Source organism: Oscillospiraceae bacterium MB08-C2-2 (assembly GCA_035621215.1).
Taxonomy (GTDB): domain Bacteria; phylum Bacillota; class Clostridia; order Oscillospirales; family Ruminococcaceae; genus WRAV01.
Map to the genome: position 1 here is coordinate 1,546,223 of CP141729.1, position 20,149 is coordinate 1,566,371.

The following is a 20,149-nucleotide window of genomic DNA, read 5'->3' on the forward strand; positions in this document are numbered from 1 at the left end:
CACATGTATAAAATTTCCTGTTTTGGCCAAAACTGGATATAGCTGTTCCTCAACGACAGAATTTATCCAAGGCCCGGCCTTTGCTTTAAAAAAAGCCCGGCCTATACCCGGGGCGCCATATGTTCCGCAATTTCCCCGGCATCAGAAAGGTGATCGCAATGTTCATGAAAAAAAGCCTTATCAAGCGTATTTCAACAGCACTGGTCTGTATGCTCTGTATGGGCGCTCTGCTTGTTTCTACAGGGGCTCAGGCCCTCACACCCTTCGCTGCCGTGATGGCAGCCGGCGTTTCTTACGACCGCTATGTCCGCTCCGCCCGTTCGCTAAAAAAAGGGGTTGTCAAAAGAACAAAGCTTCCATCTCTCCCTGTAAAAGTAAAGGAAGAAAAGCCTCAGACTTCTGTTCCTGTGCCTGTTCTGCCCAAAGTAACCCCTGCGCCCAAAAAGGAGGAACCCTCCAACGGATTTGTTTTTTGCTCCGAAATTCCACTAAGCCGGGAGCTCCAAGCCTATACCTATTCCCTGTGCAAAGAGCTGGATGTGGAATATGAGCTGGTTCTGGCGCTTATGTGGCAGGAAAGTAAGTTTGACCCCAGTGCAGTCGGTTATAACAAAAACGGCACACAGGATACCGGCATTATGCAGATCAACGACATCAACAGGGGCTGGCTGGCAGCGGATTATGGTATTAAAGATTTAACCGATCCCTATGAGAATATCAAGGCCGGAGCCAGCATTCTTTCCACCTTTGTTCACAAGCATGGTGCCCACAATGCACTGATGGCCTATCAGTTTGGCGAAGGCGGCATGAAAACCCAGCTTGCTAAGGGTGTGGAGACCACCCCCACCATCCAAAGGCTCTACAGCAAGCGGGATGAATTCAAGGCCCTTGTATCCCAGTGTGCCAACATTTGAATGAACGAAAAAAAGAGGCCGTATTTCCCAGCTAAGCTGAGAAACACGGCCTCTTCGGTCTGTCCAAAAAGATCGCAGTTGTTTAAACGGACTGTCTTTTGTTTCGTAATTCTTCCGCAGTCGAATTCATTTCGACGAAGGAATACCACCTTTTGTGCCGGGGCAGCGCAATCCGGGGGGATTATGGGGGGCATTGGATGCCCCCCATATTGTCGATATTTTATCGATAAGCTTAACAATCAGGCAAGGCTCTGGGCAAAGCGGACACCAAATTCACGGGCTGTTTCCAAATCCTTTTCGGTGGGAACAAAGGCAACCTTCAGCGGCTCCTCAAACACATTGGTTTTGAGGGAGGCAAGCCTTGCCGCCACATTGGGAGTTCCTTCACCGCTCCAACCAAAGGAACCGAATACAGCAACCGGGCGCTTGGCAATGTTAACGGCATCCACATGGCTTAAAAGCTGCCAGACAGGGGGAACCGCATCCTTATTGATGGTAGGCGTGCCCACAAGGAAAGCATCGCTTCCATTGAGGCGCTGACCCAGCTCGTCGATATCGTGGTCGATGATATCCAAAAGCTCCACAGCGGCATCGGGCAGAACCTGACGAATCCCCTCCCCAACAGCACAGGCCAAGGCCTTGGTATTGCCATAGGCTGTGCAATAGAAAATCGGAATCTGCTTCTGGCTGCGGGGATCGGGGGTGGACCACTGGCGATACAGCTTCATGGCTTCTGCAATGACTCCCTCTTTGGTCAAGACTGGGCCATGGCTGGTGCAGACAAATTCAAGTTCCAAATCCTTGATTTTATCAAGCCCCTTGATCACATAGGGCTTAAAGGGCCCGAAAATCGCCGCATAATAATAGGCGAAAGCATCCCAATATTTATCCTCATAAGTAACCCGGGTATCCTTCATCTGCGGCTCGCAGTAATGGCAGCCGAGAAAATCGCAGGAAAAGAGCAGCTTATCCTCAGGCACCCATGTAAACATGGAATCCGGCCAGTGCAGGAAAGGGGCGTTTATGAACTGGAGGGTCTTATCGCCAAGAGAAATGCTGTCGCCATCCTTCGCCACCTGCACCTTGAGCTGGGGATTGTTCACAATGTTTTTCAGGTAAATAGCCCCGGCCTGGCTTGCAATAACAGTGATGTTGGGGTTCAGCTCCACCAAACGGGCAATGCAGCCGGAATGATCCGGCTCGTTGTGGTTCATGACCACATAATCGATTGTGGAGATATCGGCGATCTCCCCCACATTATCCAAATAGTACTGCCAGAAATCCCGGTGCGCTGTTTCAATCAGGGCTGTTTTCTCACTGCCCTTGACCAGATAAGAATTGTAGCTGGTGCCATAATCGGTTTTCATAATGACATCGAAAACCCTAAGATTGGGGTTAAGAACCCCCACCGAAAAGATGCCTTTTGTAATCTCCAACATGCTTCTGTCTCCATTCTGCTCCGCTTGCAGGGCGAAGCGGTACTTTTAAAAATCTATACCATCCGAAAAGTTCGGTTATTGGCCCATTGAATCTATATAACAATAGAGTTGCGTGCGGCTAACCAGCCGGAGCACCTCAATAATTCTTCTCTATTCATAACCGGGTCATGCCGGCAATTTTTCTGAAAAAATCAAAAAGCCACCCCGCTTTAAACAGGCGGGATGGCGCTTGTGTAGATCGGTGCTGCGCAGACAAGGCATATTCGCCCGGCGCTCACGCCTGATGCCTAACGCCTCTGCCAAACAAGGCGCAGAACTTCCCGTTTTCTATTCGACTTCAAACATTTCCTTGCCTACACCGCAAACAGGGCAGACAAAATCATCGGGAATATCCTCCCATTTGGTTCCGGGAGCAATGCCGTGCTCCGGTGCACCCTCCTCGGGGTCATAAACATAGCCGCATACTGTGCAAACATATTTTTCCATCAAACATTCTCCTTTCATTAAATGGCTTTAAAAGATTTTTTTCTTAACATTCTCCAGATATTCGCCATAGGTGATGGAATCACCCTCACTCTTAACAGCATCCTTGACATCGCACAAAAAGATGGTATAACCCCCGTCGATATCCATTTTGCTGCTGAGCGTCAGAGCGAAAACCGCCGACACATACTCCCCTAATAAATAAGGGTTGCCCTGGGAATCCAACTCATAGGCAATATCCTGAAATTTATCGGTAACTTTACCGGAGGTAAAGCCAAACCGCTTGATAATATCCGGCCGCACCTGCTTGGAAAAGGTGGTGATGGCCAGAGAACCAGCTTGGAGAATCTGGCTGTGGGTATAGTGATCCTGCGACATGGTCAGAGAGCATTTAAGCGGGCTGTGCCCCACCTGCATCACGGTGTTGATGATACAGCCTGTGGGCTTATCGGTGGTAACGCCGGCCAAGAAAAGGCCGCAGTTGATCTTAAACATTGCGCTTACATCCATATTGTTTCCCCTTCATACCTTCTACATCGGAATAAAGCCGCAGAAGCATTGCCCCTGCAAAGGCTGGGCCCTGCCTGCAAATTTCCAGACGATGCAGAATCACTCGTTCTTTTTTGCAGCCGTTCCCCCCTTTGGAGCGGCCGCTTTTCTGGAAAATCATAACACTATACGGATTAATTATAGTACAAAATCCGCCCTATGTCAAAAGGCTTTTCAAAGGAAACCTCTTAAATTCAGGGGGTCTTGCCTCTCTCTTAGAAGGATAACACCAAAGGGTTTTAGGGCATAGAATAATAATAACCGCGGAATTGGCTTCACCCGGTTCATGCTCTTTGGCACCTCTTCAAAAGCTCCTGTAACAGGGGGTATGGACAAAGCATGTATAATAAGTATAGCAAGGTAACTTTCAAAACAGGAAACGAGGGCATTCAATGGCATTTATATTGCTTGTAATGGCAGCTGGAATGGGTGTGGGGATCTGGATCTCCGGAAAAGAATACAAAGAAAAGCTTTTGAAAATTGCAGGGAAATTTCAGACTGTCAGCCTGTGTGTACTGCTTTTCACAATGGGAAGCTGGCTGGGCGGCAGTGGGGATTTCTGGGAAAGCCTTGGCAAGCTGGGCTTTCAGGGAGCCATTTTGGCATTGGCGGGAATAGCGGGAAGCGTTCTCGCTGTTTTTCTGCTGACAGTGGGTGTGCGAAAGGGGGATTCCTGATGCTGATCCCTCTGCTGCTTTTAGGTGCCGGCATTCTGGCGGGCTGGCTGTTCCCGGTCATCACACAGGTTGGTGACCTTCAAGCAATACATACTATCGCTCTGATCATATTGGTTTTCGCTACCGGAATCGGGATCGGGAGCCAGCGCACCCTTTGGAAGCGACTTCGGAGTATCGGGGCAAAAGCACTGCTGACCCCTCTTGGCACACTGTTTGGGAGTGTGGCGGCCGGCATCGGTGCGGGTTTGCTTCTGGGGCTTTCCGCCAACGAGGCAGGCGCTGTTTCCGCAGGAATGGGCTATTACAGCGTTTCCATGGCTGTGCTCACCGATCTGGGCAATGCACAGCTGGGGGCACTGGCTTTTGTAACCAACATTCTGCGTGAAGTCTTTTCTCTGCTGCTCATTCCGCTGATTGCCCGCAAGCTCCCCTATGTTTGTGCCATCGCGCCTGGGGGCGCCACCGCCATGGATACCACCCTGCCGGTCATCTCCCGGTGTACTGATGAAGAAACGGCGGTGGCGGCGGTGGTCAGTGGTGTGATTCTCACCGGAATTGTGCCGCCTCTGGTTGCCCTTTTGTATGGCGGACTATAGCCCATTCATAACAAATCTGCATTGCCTCCTGAAAACAGGAGGCATCAGACTGTAGACAGACATAAAAATTGTTTAAGCGGACGGTCTCTTTGATTCGTGATTCTTCCGCAGTCGAATTAATTTCGATGCAGGAATCCCACCTTTTGCGCCGAAGCGGCGCAATCCGGGGGGGAATATGGGGGGCATTGGATGCCCCCCATAGAGGGTGTAGACTTTTGTCTACACCCTCATGCCTCCTGAAAACAGGGGGCATTTTTTATCCCCGGCGGCGCAAAGGCTGAACTCTATACATCGTATTCTGAGCGTTTATGGGCTTTTTCCAGCAGAGCAAGGGGTGAGGTAATCGTATCATCGAATGTGGCAATGCCCACCCGCATGCTTAGTTCAATAGAATGGCGGCTGGCGGCATCCTGTATCTGAATCTCCGCCAGCTGATTCTTTACCCTTTCCACCACAATGCTCACCGATTCCGGATCGGTAAACAGCAGAGAACCCCAAGTATAGGGGTCACCCTCCAACAGATAGATTGCGTCCTCCTCCCGGAGGGCGGCAGTAATCTGCCGGGAAACCCGCTTAACCAAATCCAAAAGGCCTTCCTTCCCCAGCATATGCCCCAGCTCACGCTGAAAGCGGAATTCCCAAACCACCAGCACCAGCGACATATGATAGCGCTTGGCAATTTTCATATAAACCGCACAATCCGCTTCAAAAGAGCGGATATTTTTAAGCTCTGTAAGGGAATCTACACCGGAAAGCCGATCAAGCTGTTCTTGCAGCACTCGATTCTGTTCTTCCGCCTGAAAGGTTCGGCGGGTAAAAAAATAAGTGACAGTGGTCATCAGCGGAGACCAGAACATCCAGAAGTAAGTGCTTACAGGAACCTCCACACCACTGGAGGCAGAAGTGAAAATAGTATAAGTCACGTAGGCGAAAATCAGCACCAGATTCACCACCAGCCCCGCAGTCAGCGAGGTGAAATAGGTGAGCATGGCACAGGCGGCGGATACCGCCAGAAGGATAAAGTTCCCGGTCATGGCCTCGGTGTCGCTGCCAATAAAAAAAACGCTGATAAAGAGCAGAAGAAGCATGGCCAAAAAGGAAATATCCACCCCAAGAAAGCGCCTATTTTCTTTCACGGTTCTTCCTCCTTCTATACTTAATGCCCAAAAGAATCAGGGCAAAAACGCCAAGCCCTAGAACGAGTACCCCAGCCAAAGCCAGCAATTGAATATCACGGCGCCCGGCAACCTGCTCCAGAAGGGGCTGGGATTTCTTGTTATCCGCCTTAAAGCGGTAAGACATGGCCTGCGTGTCATCTATAACCACACCGTCACCATAGAGCTGCCACAGGTTATCCGAAAGGCCAAGATACCGGGCGGCCTTGAGCATGGTTGCATCCGTTACACCGCTGACCACCAGAAAGGCCCGCTTTTCCTGACTATAGGGGGAATCCAAAAGCTGGAGCGTTCCCAGCGAAGCGCCGTAGCCGGGGTCCAGCAGTATTTTCTCGTTGGAAAGAATTGTGGTTCCCTCGGGGCTGAATTTAAAGAACAGCTTGTCGTGCTGCTGCTTTAGCAGTTCATTAACCTCCAGCCTGCCGATGCTGATGACATTGGCGTGGGATAAATCCCCGGGCTGGGACATTCTCGCTACCCGCAGCGAACCGGCATTATCCTTTTGGGAGCGGCCCAAGGTGAGCAGGATGCCCCGCATGGCTTCCAAATCCGCTTTTCCCGGCTGATCCGGAACCACCACCACCAGATTATCCAAGCTGTTATCCCGCAGGAAAGGGCTGGGGTAGTTTTCAAACAGCAAGCCGTTTGCTTCCACTGAGGATATTTTCAGCATACTTTCCGGGCTAACCCACGCCCACGGTGTTTCCGCCTGATTGAGGTTGCACCACAAATCCTTGATTTCCAAATCAAAGGAGACCCGCACCGTGAAGCTGCCGCTGACCTCCAAATCCGTGGGAATATCAAAGAGTGCCGTATCCCCTCCGGCTTTATCCATGGTCAGCTTTTTGCTGCCAACCGGCTTGTCGTTTACATAAACCGTGGCCAGGGAGCGGTCAAAATCCAGATTTTCGCTGTAGCGGAAGGCCAAGCTGATCTGGCTGGAATAAGCCAGCCGGCGGTTGGCAGGGTATTCGATATAAAAAGAAGCGTTTTGCCGAAAGGGGCCCTGTACATTGCTGCCGCTCTCGGTAAGGGGCAGATACTCCGCAACTGGGGCAGGCTCCACTATCACCCGTTCCTGCTCCATCACCCGCCGCCATGCGGCCTGTGTCTGCTCCATAAGGGCGCTGTTTGCAAAGCGGAGAGCGGCCGTTTGCAAAGCTTCCTCTTTCTGTGCGGTTACCAGCAGAACACCGGGCTCCCCTGAACTGCCCTCTAAAACCGCAAGCAAGGCACCCTGCTGGGCGGCCTTGGTCTGCTCTTCGGTAAGCCGCTCCCGTATGGAGGGAAAGAGCCGGTCATAGGAAGCGATATAAACACTGTATTTGGATCGGGCAAGGTCTGTCTCTTGCCCGCCTGTATCCAAGCCAATATTTTCATAAGAAAGAGACGCCTGTGAAGAAATCCCGCTTAACATCACGGCCACAGCGGTCAGCTCACTGTCACTGGGCTGCTCAGGAAGAAAAAACATGGTCTGGCGGTTTTCCAAAGCATCGATGCTGGTGAGCTGTTTGTAATAATCCGCCACTGTGCGGCTGGATGCCTGCGGGTAATAAAGCAAAGCCACCGCTGAATTGGCCTTAACCACCATCCAGTTGGCCCCAGCTACATCATCCACGCAAGGCTTGCCATCCTTTGTGCGAACATAGGTGCTGACCGTAATGGAATTCTGACCCTCGTGGATTTTTTCCAATGGTAAAAGCACTTCCAGCCGCTGGTTCCTATGCTCGAGGCTGGGGACAATGCGTGCTGAATAAAAGGGCTCACCATTGAGGGAAACCGTCAGGCTGGAAAGAGCGGAATCCGCCAGCTGGGTAGCGGAATATTCCAACGTGAAGGCCGCATACTGGATATCCCAATACCCTGCATTGAAATATTCCGTGCACTGGGCAAATAAGCCCGCAAGGGAATGCTCGGCCGAAAAAGCCTGCTCGTGGGTCAACAGCCCTTCCCCCTGGGGGATGGGCACGGCAGGCTGTTGCGATTGGCTCGCCTCGGGTGGGGCAGAAGCGGCAGGCTCCTGCCCCGGTGCAGTAGAAGATGCATCTTCCGCCAAAAGGCTGGTTTCAGATTGCGGCGTATTTTCCGGTGGGGCAAGCTGGGCAAAGGCAGGAACACCCATAAGCTGTGAAAGCAAAATCACGCCAAGCCAAAACCGGGCGGCTGTTTTTCTGTTCAACTTTGCACTTCCTTTCATTGAAACCGCTCGGTTTTATACCATTTCGTTTCTCTTTTAAATATAACATCCTTAATGTATTGATACAGCCCATAAAGGGCCACAATCATCCAAAGCTTGGAATAGGTAAAATACATAACCAGAATAATCCCCGCATTGGAAAGGCTCATCTCACCCTTCTCGGTGGTAATGGTCACAAAGGTGCCCAAAACAAACAGCACAATGGCCATAAGCCATAAAAGGTCGCTGAAACCCGCCAGTGTGGTGTGGGCCCAGCCCAATGTGTTCAGCATTAAAACAGAGTCCGAAACCAAAAGTGAAGTCAGCAGCAGAAAATAGATGGATAAAAAGTAGAGGATATCAAACCGAATCCGCTTGGCGGAAGGATCAAACAACAGCGGCAGGTTCTTGATCAGCACATAGATATTCCCCTTAACCCACCGGGTGCGCTGCCGGAACCAAACCTTAACCGTTTGAGGCTCCTGCTCCCAAGTGACCGCCTGTGGCAGAAATTTAATACGGTAGCCCATGCGGTAAATGCGGAAGCTGATTTCTGTATCTTCGGCAATGGCCTTGATATCCCAGCCGCCCATATTCTCCAGAATTTCACGCCGGATGATGAAATTGGTGCCGGGAATGGTGCACAGCCCCATCAGCTTCCAGCGGCCTGCCTGCGCCATCCACTGGAAGGCCAAGGTCTCGATGTTGATGAACCGCGTCAGCAGGCTTGCGTTTTTGTTTCGGGTTCGGAATTTGCCGATCACGGCCCCTAAAGTGGGGTCGGCGCAGATTTCCGCCACCAGCATCCGCAGGGCACCACGTTCAGGTGTATTGTCTGCATCATAAATCACAATATACTCTCCCTCACACTGGCCAAAGCCGATGTTGAGGGCGTTTGACTTTCCCTTGCCGCCTGTAACGCTATCGGTATTGATAATTTTCAGCCTTCTGCCCGGATGCAGGCGGCAAAGCTCATCCAGAAGCTGGGCGCTGTTATCGCTGGAATTGTCGTTGATTACAATAATCTCGTAACGGTCAGGCGGATAATCAAAGGCAAGGAGCGCCCGCACCGTTTCTACAATCACGACCCCTTCGTTGTGGGCGGGAACCATAATGGAAACCATAGGAGCTGTTTTTAGCTCCGGCAGCCTGCGCCTTTCGCATTCCACATAATACCAGTAGCCGCCGATGATCAAAAGAACATTGACCAGCAGCAGCAGCCAGATGCAGATAAGCGCTATAAGCATGAGTATATCCAACAGGTTCAAATGTGAGCCTCCTTCATGATGTTTACGAGAAGCACCAGTGCTATACATAAGCGGTTCTAGCACTTATTGTATCCCTATCAAACGGAATCACTCTTTGGTGTGCATATTGCGGTAGAATTTCCGGCGATACAGCCGCCGGCTCAGGGCAAGCAGCAAGACAAAGACGGCGGCGCTTACCCCCACCACCGCAATCAGAACCACATTGGCACTACCAAACGCCTTCACAAGGCTGGCCGCCGTCTTCTCCCGGTAAGCATAGGGCTCCATAATGGGGCGAGTCTGCTCGAGAATATCCTCCCGCAGGGAAACGGCGGGATAATAAGCGGAAAAATCCAGCCATTTTCTTTCCACCGCCGCAACCGCTTCTGCAAGTGCCTCTGAGCTTTCAAACAAGGGGTATACCACCGCCGTATTCACGGGAAAGGCCCCAAAGGCCCGGGTATCGCTCTGGATGGTTTCCAACTCTTCCATACTGAGTGAAAGCGGTTGAGGCTCCAATTCCCGGAGCTGAATTCCGGCATCAAAAAGTGCTTTTCTGGCTCGGGCCATTTTGGTATCCAAAGGCTCCCGTATCATTTCATAAGGACGCACCACCGGCTCTCCCAGCACAACAGTGGCCCCTCTGGTCTGGGCATACCGCAAAGCGTAGGCATAGCGCTCAAAGGCTGGGTAATCCAGATTATCATAAATGGGGGTAACCTCCAGAATCAACGGAATACCCGCATCGTGAAATGCATCCGCTGTTTCCATGATCAGGCTCAGGTCTGAATATGCATAAATCTCATTCACAAGCAGATAGAGGCTCCCCGCTTCACTGCCAAAGCACCGGCTCAGCAATGCACTCAGCGCCACCCGGCCCAAACCTTCATGGGGCACCCATGGAACATAAGCAAAACCTTCACCTATGACCCCAAAAGGACTTTGCGTGCCTTTGCCTGTTTGCAGCTCACCAAGGGGCTGGCCTGTATATTCGGTAATGACCCGCATGGTGCCCCGCTCAAAAAAAGACTGGGAGTGCTCCCCCAGCCGCAGTGTGGCCCGGGTATCCTCTATCAAAACAGTCTGGATGTCGGGTGGTACTTCGGGCTTCTCCCCCACCGCCACCGCAAAAATTCCGGCCTCCCGGGCATCCAGAAAGGGCTGGCTTTCGGTGGTCACCATATAAGATACACCTGTTAAGCTTTCGGCTGTATAGGCATAAGGCTTCACAAGCTGTGCTTTCTGGCCAGCCGCTTGAATGCTTTCCAAAAGCTCCTTTTGCAGCGCCGTATCCCCGCAAATCAGCAAAACGGAAGGCTCCTGTTCATCGGCAAAAACAGCAAAAGGTAGCCCAGCCCATAGGAGCTGAACCACCACCAAAGCGGCCGCTAATATTTTAAGCCTTTTCACAGGGGTTTACCTCCTGCCTGGTTTTGGGGAAAGAACGAGCTGCCAAGCAAAGGCCTCTGTTCTATTTCCCATTTTACGAAAAATTCAGTTTGCTTCCGTGATCCCACCACCGGAATCATCCCCGCCGTATTTCCGCAAGAGCCAGCAGGGCAGTGAGATTATCAAAGGAATAGGCCTGTTCGGTAACTGGGTCTGCAAAGCCGCCGTAAACCGCACTTTTAGGGTCGGTAACCTGAAAGGTCAGCATTCGCTCCAAGGCCGCCTCTGTAAGTTTTTCCCTACCGGTCTCTTGACCCAGCAAAACACACAGAGCATAGACAGCCGTGGATTCCATCTGCGTGGCTGGTTGCCCATCCGGGGTATAGCGGCCATAAAGAGGCCCTGACGCCAGCTTCTGCTCCAGCCAATCCAGTGTTTGCTCCCGAACGGCCCCCACCTGCGCCAGATGAAGCACCGTCAGCAGGCCTTCCGCCATGTGTAGCTCACCCTGCTCATAGATCTTTTCCCCTATCCGGCAGCGCAGGCTGTAAAAGGGGAATTCATCCCCCAGATAGCCTTCACGCACCAGCTTTTCCATACTGGAACGGGGCTTTTTCCACGAGGAATCCTCCTCAGCCAGAAGCTCCATTGTGAATAAATCCGCATAGCAAAGGGTGCTTTGCTCACTGGCGGCCTTATACTGCTCATCGTAAAAATCCCGCACAATGCCACCCTGCACGTTGGTTTGATAAAATCTGCGGCCATACTCCTGCGCCAGCTGGGTGAATTCAGGCCGGGAAAAGGCCTGGCCCCCCTCCAGCAGCCCTCGGATGATGCGCAGATCATCCACCGCTGCATTGACCGGGAAGGCTTCCCCCTTTTCTCCCAGACGGTAAGAAAGCAAGGTCCCGGAATCTAGATGGTTCTGCACAAAGGAAAGTGTCTCTTCAAAGGCGGCCTGACGGCCAACCCGGCTGTAATACAGCAGCAGCAGCCCTTGTGATTCACTGAGCACCTCACGACCCCCAGCCAGCTCACCATTGGAGGCAATGGGCTGGAAGGTGGTATACACGCCGCCTTCTGCCATCATATGGTTTTCCACAAAAGCAAGGCAGAGAGCTTCTGGGCTGCCGGGAGCTGCCTCACCGGCCGGAGAAAGAATAAGCGAAGCATCAACCGCCGGTTGACCGCAGCCTGCCACCAACAGGCAGAGCAAAGCCAGAGAAACCGCAAGCCCGCTGGGGCGGTGCTTTTTCACTATATATTTCCTCCTCCCACCAATACAGCTTCCTTCTCTGCCACAACAACCTGAGGCTTGGCCTTGCTCTTGGCAGTTCGCCGGGCAATCCAAGGAATCAGCACAGAAGCAAGCAAAACATACAGAGTAAAATCCGAAGCTACGTTATACAGAAAAATATGCTTGGATAAATCCGCATCACCGGCGCCTACAATGGAGGTGCCGATCTGGGAAAAGCCCATAAGGATAGCACAGGCCAAAACCGTGGTTCTCCACCGCTTGGTGAAGCTGACACCGATGGCAACCGCCACCCAAAGAATCATAAAGCCCACGGTATGGGGAGTAAACGCTTCTTTTAGGCTGCTGTGAAGAGTAAAAAACTGTGTTTGGGCTGCGGCTGCCTTTCCGGCATTCCGTTGGTAATTACCAATCACCGCCGGGCGGATCGCGTTGGCACTTTGTGCGGAATAATCCAGCATTTGCAGAAGCTGGCCGGGGTGTGTTATGTAATAAGCTGAAATGGAGACAAATCCATAATGGGAATAAAACCGCTCCTTCAGCTCTTTACTTTCCACATCCGCAGCCGGGTAACGTTCAAAATAAATGGTCTGATCCACAAGGGAATATTGAGGGTCCATATCGAACTCCTCCAAAACCGTCTCCGGGTTCTCGGAGGTCATCATCACCCCACGAGTCATGGCATGGTACTGATTGATATAAACAAACTCCTGGGGAATCAGCGCATATACGGCCCAGCCGGTAAAACACAAAAGAACCGCTCCAAATGCTGCTACTTTCGAAAAAAGATTTTTCCGCAGCCAGCTGCCGCCTTTTTCCTGGGAGAGCTTGTATCCACTGTGCCCCAGAGCCATCAACAGGCTGAGAATACCCAAAAGAAAACCAAGGGGAGCATTTTGCTGCTTGGCCGAGGTCAGCACAACACCGCTGACCAGAAACACACCCAGCATTAAATAAGGGTTATAGCGCTTCTGCTCCAACAGCAGGGCGCTTGCCATAGCGGTCAGAAAGCTGACCAAAACCAGCCCCTCCGCATAAAAGGAATTGAAATACACAGCATAACCTGTATCAGCAAAAAAGTATACGGCTAATGCCGCTATGATGTAGCCATCCCGCTTTTTCTGCCCCCAAGAAGCCCAATCCACCAGCATGTAAATGGCTAAAAGTGCCCACAGAGCCATGGGCAAAGCCAAAAAACGGATATCAAAAACATTGTCCCCGCCAGTCAATAAATTATCCAGCGCCATGGCACCTTTAATGAAGGGGGTCTGGGAGGAAAGAAGGCTTTCGCCCGATTCGTTGAAATATTCATAGCGGCCAAAGGTCTGGCTGAAATAGTTAAAATACGCATCATCCTGATGCTGATCCAGCTTATAGAGCCCGTTGCCATGAATCATACGAAAAAAATCGCCGTTATCCGCCATGCCCATAGGCCAAGCAAACAGAGCCAGAGCAAGGATAACCGCAGCCACCAGAACCGCTGCTGCCGCCGGAGAAGGAAGAACACTTTTAAACTTGCTCACGCATCTACCTCATTTTTAAAATTTAAAATATTAAAAAAATTGTAGAAAAATGTCGAATCTCTAGTGCTTCACTATTATATCTTACTTTCGAAAATAAAGCATCCACCAAAGTACACTTGATTGGTCTTTGATTTTTTTAATCTTTTGTATGAAATACTGGTTTTACTTTTTTTGTTTTTATAAAAGGATTTTTACATCATATAAAGTTGACAAACCAAACCTAAAATGGTACTTTTTTGAAAAAAGTATATATGAGGTTCAGTTAATATTTTAAAGGAGCTGATTTCCATTTTTCCCCTAAAGACCATGCTTGTGTTTGGCACACGGCCAGATGCAATCAAAATGGCCCCCCTGGTGACTGCCTGCCGCCAAAACCCCGCAATTGAAACAATTGTATGCATTACCGGCCAGCATAGGCAAATGCTGCATGAAGTCTTAGATAAATTTGGAATTTTGCCAGATTATGACCTAAACATTATGCAGCCCGGCCAAACGCTCACACAGATCACCTCCCGCATCCTGACCGGCTTGGACGATGTATTCCAAAAAGTTCGCCCAGATGTGGTGCTGGTGCATGGCGATACTTCCACCGCCCTTTCCGCCGGGTTAGAGGCTTTTTATCATCAGATTCCGGTGGGGCATGTGGAGGCCGGGCTGCGCACCGGCAACCCCTGCTCCCCTTTCCCGGAAGAAATGAACCGCGTGCTTTTGGGCAACCTTGCCTGCCTTCATTTTGCCCCCACAGACCGCAATCGGGAGAATCTTCTGCGGCAGAATGTACCGGGCAAAATCTTTGTTACCGGCAACACAGCCATTGATGTTCTGCGTTATACCGTTTCTCCCGGTTATGTTTTTTCTCAGCCTATACTCAACCAGCTGGATTACAGCCGCCCCACCATTTTGCTCACTGCGCACCGCCGCGAGAATCTTGGGGAGGGGATGGAGAGTATTTTTGCTGCTGTGAGGCGGTTGGGGCAGGATTTTCCCGAAATTCAGTTTATTCTGCCGGTGCACCTTAACCCTGCCGTAGTGAATTTGGTGGAAAAAGAATTGGGCAGCTGCGATTTTATCCACCGCACTCAGCCGCTGGATGTGTTTGATATGCACAACCTGATCAGCCGCTGCTATATGCTGATGACCGATTCCGGCGGCTTGCAGGAGGAGGCCCCCTCCCTGAAAAAGCCGGTTCTGGTTCTGCGGGAAGAAACCGAGCGTATGGAGGCCATTGAAGCAGGAACCGCCATTCTGGCCGGAATCGGTGAGGAATCCGTCTATGCCTGCGCTGCACGCCTGCTGACCGATCCACAGGCTTATTCAAGAATGTCCGGCGCCGTCAATCCCTTTGGAGATGGACATGCCGCCGAAAAAATTGTCGCCGCTTTGCTGGAGGCGTGTGTTTCGAGACACACCCGGAAGCAATAAGAAACATGGCTTTGCAATCTTAAAAAAGAGCTTTCATCGAAGTGTTTGCTTCAATGAAAGCTCTTTTTGCCTATGGGGAATACGTTGCCAGAGAATCTTAGATACCCGCTGCGGCTCCGGGTATTTTTTTGTTTTTATCCCTTCGAATGTGCACTTCTCCCACGATCAACAGCAACAGCGGTATAATAAGCTGGAAGGGCAAGGCATAGTACCCGTAGTAATCCAGAAACAGGAACATATCCATGGTGTTCTCATAAAGAATGCTGCACAGCGCAAGAGACAATATACCCACAGGCAAAACCACCGTTTTGTAATCTTTCAGGTTAAACAAATGGCTAACCCCCTCCGAAGTGGCCCGCAAGCAAACGGATATCTTTACAATACCCGCCAGCAGCATATTGGAAGAAATAGCCCCTTCCAGTCTTGCCAGAAAATCCCCTATTTCCATGACACGTGCCGTGATATAAGAAGGAAAAAAGCTGATGGTCATTACACCACGGCCCACCAAAACAATATTCCTAAAAAACACCAGCAGAAAAACAACAGAACACATGGCCAACACACGGAAATACACCTTGTATGTTTTTCCCTTGGGGATTGCATGACCGATATACAAAAAAATGATAGTTTCTCCATATGGATAAGAAAAAGTCTCAAAGCCAGTTTGTGCAATTTGTGCCGGAGAGTGCTCCATAATAGGCAAAATATCATCAAACCGCATTTTTCCAATGGAGGCGCTAAAGGTTATAAAAACCACAAACAACACGAAAAACACCATGATAATCGACCATTTCCCAATGGTATGAATTCCGCTTCTGGCCAGATAAACCGTTGTCAGGATCAGCAGGATCATAATGGGGAGCTGAGGGGTTTCCGGCAGAGAAGATATTTCGACAAACTCTGTCAGATTGCGCAGAACCAAAGCTGAAAGATGAAGAGAATACCAAATAAAAAGAACAGAAACGGCCTTCCCTCCTATTTTGCCTAACAACAGCTCCAAAATTTGAAAAATATTCTTTTCCGGAAAGAGCTGTAAGATGCGGGCATATAACCAAAAAACAGGAATGGCAATAAAGGTTGCCACTAAAATCACCAGCCAAGTATCCTGTACCATCTTGGTGCTGATGCCCATAATCACACTGCTCCCTATATTAAACAGCATAATAACAAAGATCGCTTGATTTAAAGAGAGTTTTTCACTTTGCATGGTTTCATCCTTTCTGATCCCTTTATCGGTCACTTGAGGCGGGTAATAGGCGAAACAGCATCAAAAAAAGCAACAATGAGATCCGATGGAGAAGGTATATCAACCTCCAGAGAATCCAACACCAATATGCTAAGGCCAACCAGCATAATCGTGGCGTAAATAATTTTATGGCGCTTGTCGGTCTTTTTCAACACTGTAAGGCTATCGTATAAAGCGGCGGCCAAAACCAGAAGCAGAATGATGATAATCAGTGAAATCCCACCTTACTTGTTGAATGAAGAGTTTATGATATTCACCTTGGAAGCAACCTTCACCTCCACGGTGGGGTAAATTTCTTCCCACTGGGGAGCAAGCTCATGCCAAAGGGGAAGATCGCCTTTATAGATCATTTCGCCAAAACCCAGCACATCGGTATTCAGTTTGTGCTGCAGGATATCGGCCACTTCTTTGATGTTGCTTTCAATTTTCCGTGCAGCAGCGCTCTTTATTTGCTCAACGACCTGTTTATCCATCACATCCAGATGGCTGCGGTTTTCATCAATTGACACATTGGTTTCTGTCTCAATATACACGGTAATAAGACCCTGCTCGTAGGAGTAGGATTTTTTTGTGTTGTTTTTAAAAATTTCAAGTGTCAGGTCATCCCCGGGCATTTCATCCGACAAAGAAAGTGTGATTACGCCCCGATTGAGTGTATCCTCGGCAAACAGCAGCCCTCTGGATTGCTGCGGGGTTAAGAAGCCTACCAAACGGCTGCCCTTTATCACAGCCGACCCATTAATCTCGTTGATTTCGCCTTCGTCGCTCTTAACCTTGCGAAGCACGGGAAGAACCGCCGACTGGCGGGGAGAATTCAATGCATTGTAAATCTCATACAGCTGGCTATGGGTTGACAGCCCGGTGACATCCCGGTCTTCACGAATAATATCGTGGGCTATGGAACTCATGATACCGTTCATTTTATCCGGACCTTTTAATATTTCCGCTGCTGTTTCCTCCTGCGAAATGGCAACACACAGGGTCTCCCGGCACTCCGCATCTCGCAGGAACCAATCCAATATCGAGGAAATATCCATCTCCATTGCCAGATCCTTGCTGAGAACCAGAACTTGGGAACAGCCGAAAAACAGCTTATCCGCTTCTTTGTTTTTTGCATTTCGGGCCGTATCCATCAGCGTTTTCCCCTGCGAACGGATAATTCGGCTCTGGATATCACTGCTCATGTCGGAGGAAGATTTATTGGCTACCTCATAGCTGATATCAAAGAGATTGTTTTGCTTATCAAAATCAATGGCAATGCCAACCACAAGATTCAACTGATCAAGGCTTCTATAGTTCCAGCATCCGCTTAGAGACAATGTAAGCAACAGGCTAAGCAGAACAATGAGCAATCGCTTAGCCATTGCCGTCACCTCTCGATTGCCGGGTTCGGTTTTTCGTAATCTCTCGGGGGCGCTCAATCATAAACGGCCACGGTGCGCGGATAAAAATATCCTTAACATGCTGAAAATGAAAACCGCCCTCAATGGTGACCTGTTCAACTCCAAATGAGGTCAGGTTGGTGATGTGAATAATAATGACGGAAAACGCAATGGTAAAGCCAAAGAACCCAAACAGTGAAGTCAGAAACAAAAAGAAAAAACGCCACAAAAGGATGGGTGCGTTGAGCTTGGGTACCAAAAGCCCTGTGATGCCCGTGGCCGCTACAATAATAATCATGGGTGCAGCAACCAAACTGGCTTCTACCGCCGCCTGCCCGATTACCAGCGCACCCACAATGCTCAGTGCCTGACCGATGTTGGAGGGCATACGAATGCCTGTTTCACGCAATATATCAAACACCAGCAGCATCACCACAGCCTCCAAGGCGGCGGGCAGCGGCACCTTTTGGCGTTCCAGAGCAATGCGGATCAACAGCTCAAGGGGCATCATCTCCTGATGAAACGCCACAATGGCAATATAAAAGGAGGGGATGGTAATGGTAAGCAAAAAGGCACAGAATCGCAGTATGCGGGCAAAAGAGGTGTAATAATAGCTTAGGTAATAATCTTCACTGCTCTGAAAATTCTCAATGAACAAATAAGGGATAGTCAGCACCATGGGCGATCCATCCACAAATATGGCAATGCGCCCCTCCAGCAGCTTACCCACCACAGTATCTGGCCGCTCGGTATAGCCTGTTGTACGAAAAGCGCTCCAGCGTTTATCCCGAATCAGCTCCGTGATATAGTTGGAATCCAACACACCGTCAATATCAATGTTATCCAGCATTTGCAGAATGTTTTGAACAATCCCTTTATCTGCCAAACTATCAAAATAGCATACATACACAGAGGTCTTGGTGCGCTTACCCAACACCAGCCTTTTTGTTTTCAGATCGTTGGTATGCAGGCGGCGGATAATCTGGGAAATATTCTGTATCAGACATTCTGTAAACCCTTCCCGAGGCCCTACCAGCACCTTTTCATTATCCGGCTCGCTGATGGCGCGCACGACAAAGTGTTTGGTATTCAGCACAAACGCCTGATCACAGCCCTCGGCAAAAAGGACTGTATTGCCGCACATAACCCCTTCTACCACATCCTTATAGCAGCCTGCTGTTTTGGTTTCGCCAACCTGTATGACTCTCTGCAAAAGTGTCTCCGGGGATACACGGATATCATCCGGAACATGGCACATGAGGGGCCTTATAATATTGCTGTTAATGATTTCCGCATCGACAGAACCTTCACAAAACACAAGAAAACACCGCAGAGGTGTTTTTCCCCCGCTTTCAACTTGCCTATACTGAATAATATCCATACCACTGAAAAGCTGATGGCTGATGGAAATATTATCATCCAGCGAAGCGCATACCTGCTTTTCTTCCAGAGGGGCATTCCACTGGTTCACTTTTTCCTCTATAATCTGTTCTTTTTCTTTGGATGATTTTTTAAATAATTTGAACATGGATTCTCCTTTGAAAGTGAGTTTTGCATTTTACCCATAAAAAAACTAGTCATTGAGTCAAATTGATCTAACGACTTTAGTGTGGTGCAATTTCCCTCTATTATTCCCATGAGTATGAAGAATAAGTGCCCTGAAACCTGTATTTTTTATTGGAATTCTTAAGATTTAAAAGGGGTTTTCCAGGCAAAAAATCAATTGAATATTTCAAATATACAATTTAACAGCTATGGCAATAATGGCTAAGCTGAAGCAAGAATACTATTGAACAGAAGAGGCCGCTATATAGCAAAAAGCCCGCTTTAGAAGAAATTCTAAAGCGGGCTTCTTTTGTGTAAACCGGATATCCCCTTGATACACAACCCAAACTGAGGCTGTTCTTTCGCTGCCGAGGGCCCAGCAAGGTGGATCAATCAAGCAATGACAGTATACGATCCGGTTCATTTGCAAACAAGCCCACAATCGGAATATCAATGTTGTTTTGCCCCAGCATTTTTTGCAGCTCTTCTATAAAAACACCGGGGTGGTTTACCAACCGCACACTGGAAAGCACCTGATCGAGATCACATCGTCCTGAGAAATCGCCGCCCCAACCCTTGCCAGTGCAGGTGTATTTCACACCACAGCTGGGGCTGCCGTCGATGCCTACAATCCCCAAAACACAAAACTTGTCAGGATGAGCCAGATATTCCTGAAGCTGATAAAGAAAGCTTTGCAGGCTTTCACATACCCGCTGGCGGAAAAAAGGGTTGTCAAATTGGTCGCTGACATGTCCCCAACGAATAGCACCATACATCAAAAATTCCGGGCAAGGCAGCTGAACAAACTGAATTCCCTTATCCAAAGCCTTTTTGACAAATAAAAGCCGCAGGGCTTCTTCGCTTTCAATCTCTTCCTGATTATACAGCTCCACCTTAGAAGCTGTGTTTAGAATACAATGGCTGACAAAAATAATCTTTTTCATCCCTAAGCCCCTTTTACAGTTCCATAATTTGTGATTTTCGTTATAAATTCAGCTTACCGTTTTTTATTATTGTATCATTTTCAGTGTTATTTTGAAATATATTAGTAAAGAAGAAGCAACAAATAGTTGGTATGTTTTTTATTAATGTATACAAATTTTAAAATTGGTACCAATAAATTATTGACTT

General features: G+C 49.3%; 18 protein-coding genes. 4 read left to right on the top strand and 14 right to left on the bottom strand.

From position 1 onward, the window contains the following. Positions 1–164 precede the first annotated feature (164 nt). A complete protein-coding gene (locus tag U6B65_06835) occupies positions 165–914 on the top strand; it encodes a lytic transglycosylase domain-containing protein (GenBank protein WRS28834.1) in 750 nt (249 codons plus the stop codon). A 239-nt stretch (positions 915–1,153) separates the two neighbouring features. Here U6B65_06835 and U6B65_06840 read toward each other — a convergent pair whose 3' ends face one another. The 3 genes from U6B65_06840 to U6B65_06850 all read right to left on the bottom strand — a co-directional run bounded on the left by U6B65_06840 (position 1,154) and on the right by U6B65_06850 (position 3,346). Beyond that, positions 1,154–2,353 carry an FprA family A-type flavoprotein gene (locus U6B65_06840; protein WRS28835.1) on the bottom strand — a complete coding sequence of 400 codons (1,200 nt, stop codon included), beginning with the start codon at positions 2,351–2,353 and terminating at the stop codon, positions 1,154–1,156. A 327-nt stretch (positions 2,354–2,680) separates the two neighbouring features. Then, positions 2,681–2,839, bottom strand: a complete 159-nt coding sequence (locus U6B65_06845; GenBank protein ID WRS28836.1) for a rubredoxin — start codon at positions 2,837–2,839, stop codon at positions 2,681–2,683. 27 nt (positions 2,840–2,866) lie between these two features. After that, positions 2,867–3,346 carry a flavin reductase gene (locus tag U6B65_06850; GenBank protein ID WRS28837.1) on the bottom strand — a complete coding sequence of 160 codons (480 nt, stop codon included), beginning with the start codon at positions 3,344–3,346 and terminating at the stop codon, positions 2,867–2,869. Positions 3,347–3,777: 431 nt separating this feature from the next. Here U6B65_06850 and U6B65_06855 point away from each other — a divergent pair, with 431 nt between their 5' ends. Both U6B65_06855 and U6B65_06860 read left to right on the top strand, forming a co-directional pair. Beyond that, positions 3,778–4,062 carry a LysO family transporter gene (locus tag U6B65_06855; protein ID WRS28838.1) on the top strand — a complete coding sequence of 95 codons (285 nt, stop codon included), beginning with the start codon at positions 3,778–3,780 and terminating at the stop codon, positions 4,060–4,062. Further along, on the top strand, positions 4,062–4,658 hold the full coding sequence (locus tag U6B65_06860) for a lysine exporter LysO family protein (GenBank protein ID WRS28839.1): 597 nt from the start codon (positions 4,062–4,064) through the stop codon (positions 4,656–4,658). Before U6B65_06855 ends, U6B65_06860 begins: the two co-directional genes overlap by 1 nt. Before the next feature lie 284 nt (positions 4,659–4,942). Here the strand turns inward: U6B65_06860 and U6B65_06865 are convergent, their stop codons facing one another. From U6B65_06865 to U6B65_06890, 6 genes are all read right to left on the bottom strand, one after another. Next, a complete protein-coding gene (locus U6B65_06865; protein WRS28840.1) occupies positions 4,943–5,794 on the bottom strand; it encodes a diguanylate cyclase in 852 nt (283 codons plus the stop codon). Next, entirely contained in the window at positions 5,781–8,012 is a 2,232-nt protein-coding gene (locus U6B65_06870) for a cellulose biosynthesis cyclic di-GMP-binding regulatory protein BcsB (protein WRS28841.1), read from the bottom strand. The genes U6B65_06865 and U6B65_06870 overlap by 14 nt, the downstream gene beginning before the upstream one ends. Positions 8,013–8,026: 14 nt before the next feature. Then, on the bottom strand, positions 8,027–9,277 hold the full coding sequence (locus U6B65_06875; protein WRS28842.1) for a glycosyltransferase: 1,251 nt from the start codon (positions 9,275–9,277) through the stop codon (positions 8,027–8,029). A gap of 87 nt (positions 9,278–9,364) precedes the next feature. Next, positions 9,365–10,666, bottom strand: coding sequence for a hypothetical protein (locus tag U6B65_06880; protein ID WRS28843.1), 1,302 nt, complete (start codon positions 10,664–10,666; stop codon positions 9,365–9,367). A 115-nt stretch (positions 10,667–10,781) separates the two neighbouring features. Next, positions 10,782–11,903, bottom strand: coding sequence for a hypothetical protein (locus U6B65_06885; GenBank protein ID WRS28844.1), 1,122 nt, complete (start codon positions 11,901–11,903; stop codon positions 10,782–10,784). Next, positions 11,903–13,423: a hypothetical protein gene (locus U6B65_06890; GenBank protein WRS28845.1), complete on the bottom strand. Its 1,521-nt coding sequence runs from the start codon at positions 13,421–13,423 to the stop codon at positions 11,903–11,905. Before U6B65_06890 ends, U6B65_06885 begins: the two co-directional genes overlap by 1 nt. Before the next feature lie 342 nt (positions 13,424–13,765). Here U6B65_06890 and wecB point away from each other — a divergent pair, with 342 nt between their 5' ends. Beyond that, entirely contained in the window at positions 13,766–14,845 is a 1,080-nt protein-coding gene (wecB, locus tag U6B65_06895) for a UDP-N-acetylglucosamine 2-epimerase (non-hydrolyzing) (protein WRS28846.1), read from the top strand. Between the two features lie 97 nt (positions 14,846–14,942). Here the strand turns inward: wecB and U6B65_06900 are convergent, their stop codons facing one another. From U6B65_06900 to U6B65_06920, 5 genes are all read right to left on the bottom strand, one after another. Further along, the gene (locus tag U6B65_06900) at positions 14,943–16,052 is read right to left on the bottom strand and encodes an endospore germination permease (GenBank protein ID WRS28847.1); all 1,110 of its coding nucleotides are present in this window, start codon (positions 16,050–16,052) and stop codon (positions 14,943–14,945) included. Between the two features lie 29 nt (positions 16,053–16,081). Then, on the bottom strand, positions 16,082–16,246 hold the full coding sequence (locus tag U6B65_06905) for a hypothetical protein (protein WRS28848.1): 165 nt from the start codon (positions 16,244–16,246) through the stop codon (positions 16,082–16,084). 69 nt (positions 16,247–16,315) lie between these two features. Then, positions 16,316–17,455, bottom strand: a complete 1,140-nt coding sequence (locus tag U6B65_06910) for a Ger(x)C family spore germination protein (GenBank protein ID WRS28849.1) — start codon at positions 17,453–17,455, stop codon at positions 16,316–16,318. Then, entirely contained in the window at positions 17,448–19,001 is a 1,554-nt protein-coding gene (locus U6B65_06915; protein ID WRS28850.1) for a spore germination protein, read from the bottom strand. Before U6B65_06915 ends, U6B65_06910 begins: the two co-directional genes overlap by 8 nt. A 406-nt stretch (positions 19,002–19,407) precedes the next feature. Beyond that, the gene (locus U6B65_06920) at positions 19,408–19,962 is read right to left on the bottom strand and encodes a hypothetical protein (GenBank protein WRS28851.1); all 555 of its coding nucleotides are present in this window, start codon (positions 19,960–19,962) and stop codon (positions 19,408–19,410) included. Between the last annotated feature and the right edge of the window lie 187 nt (positions 19,963–20,149).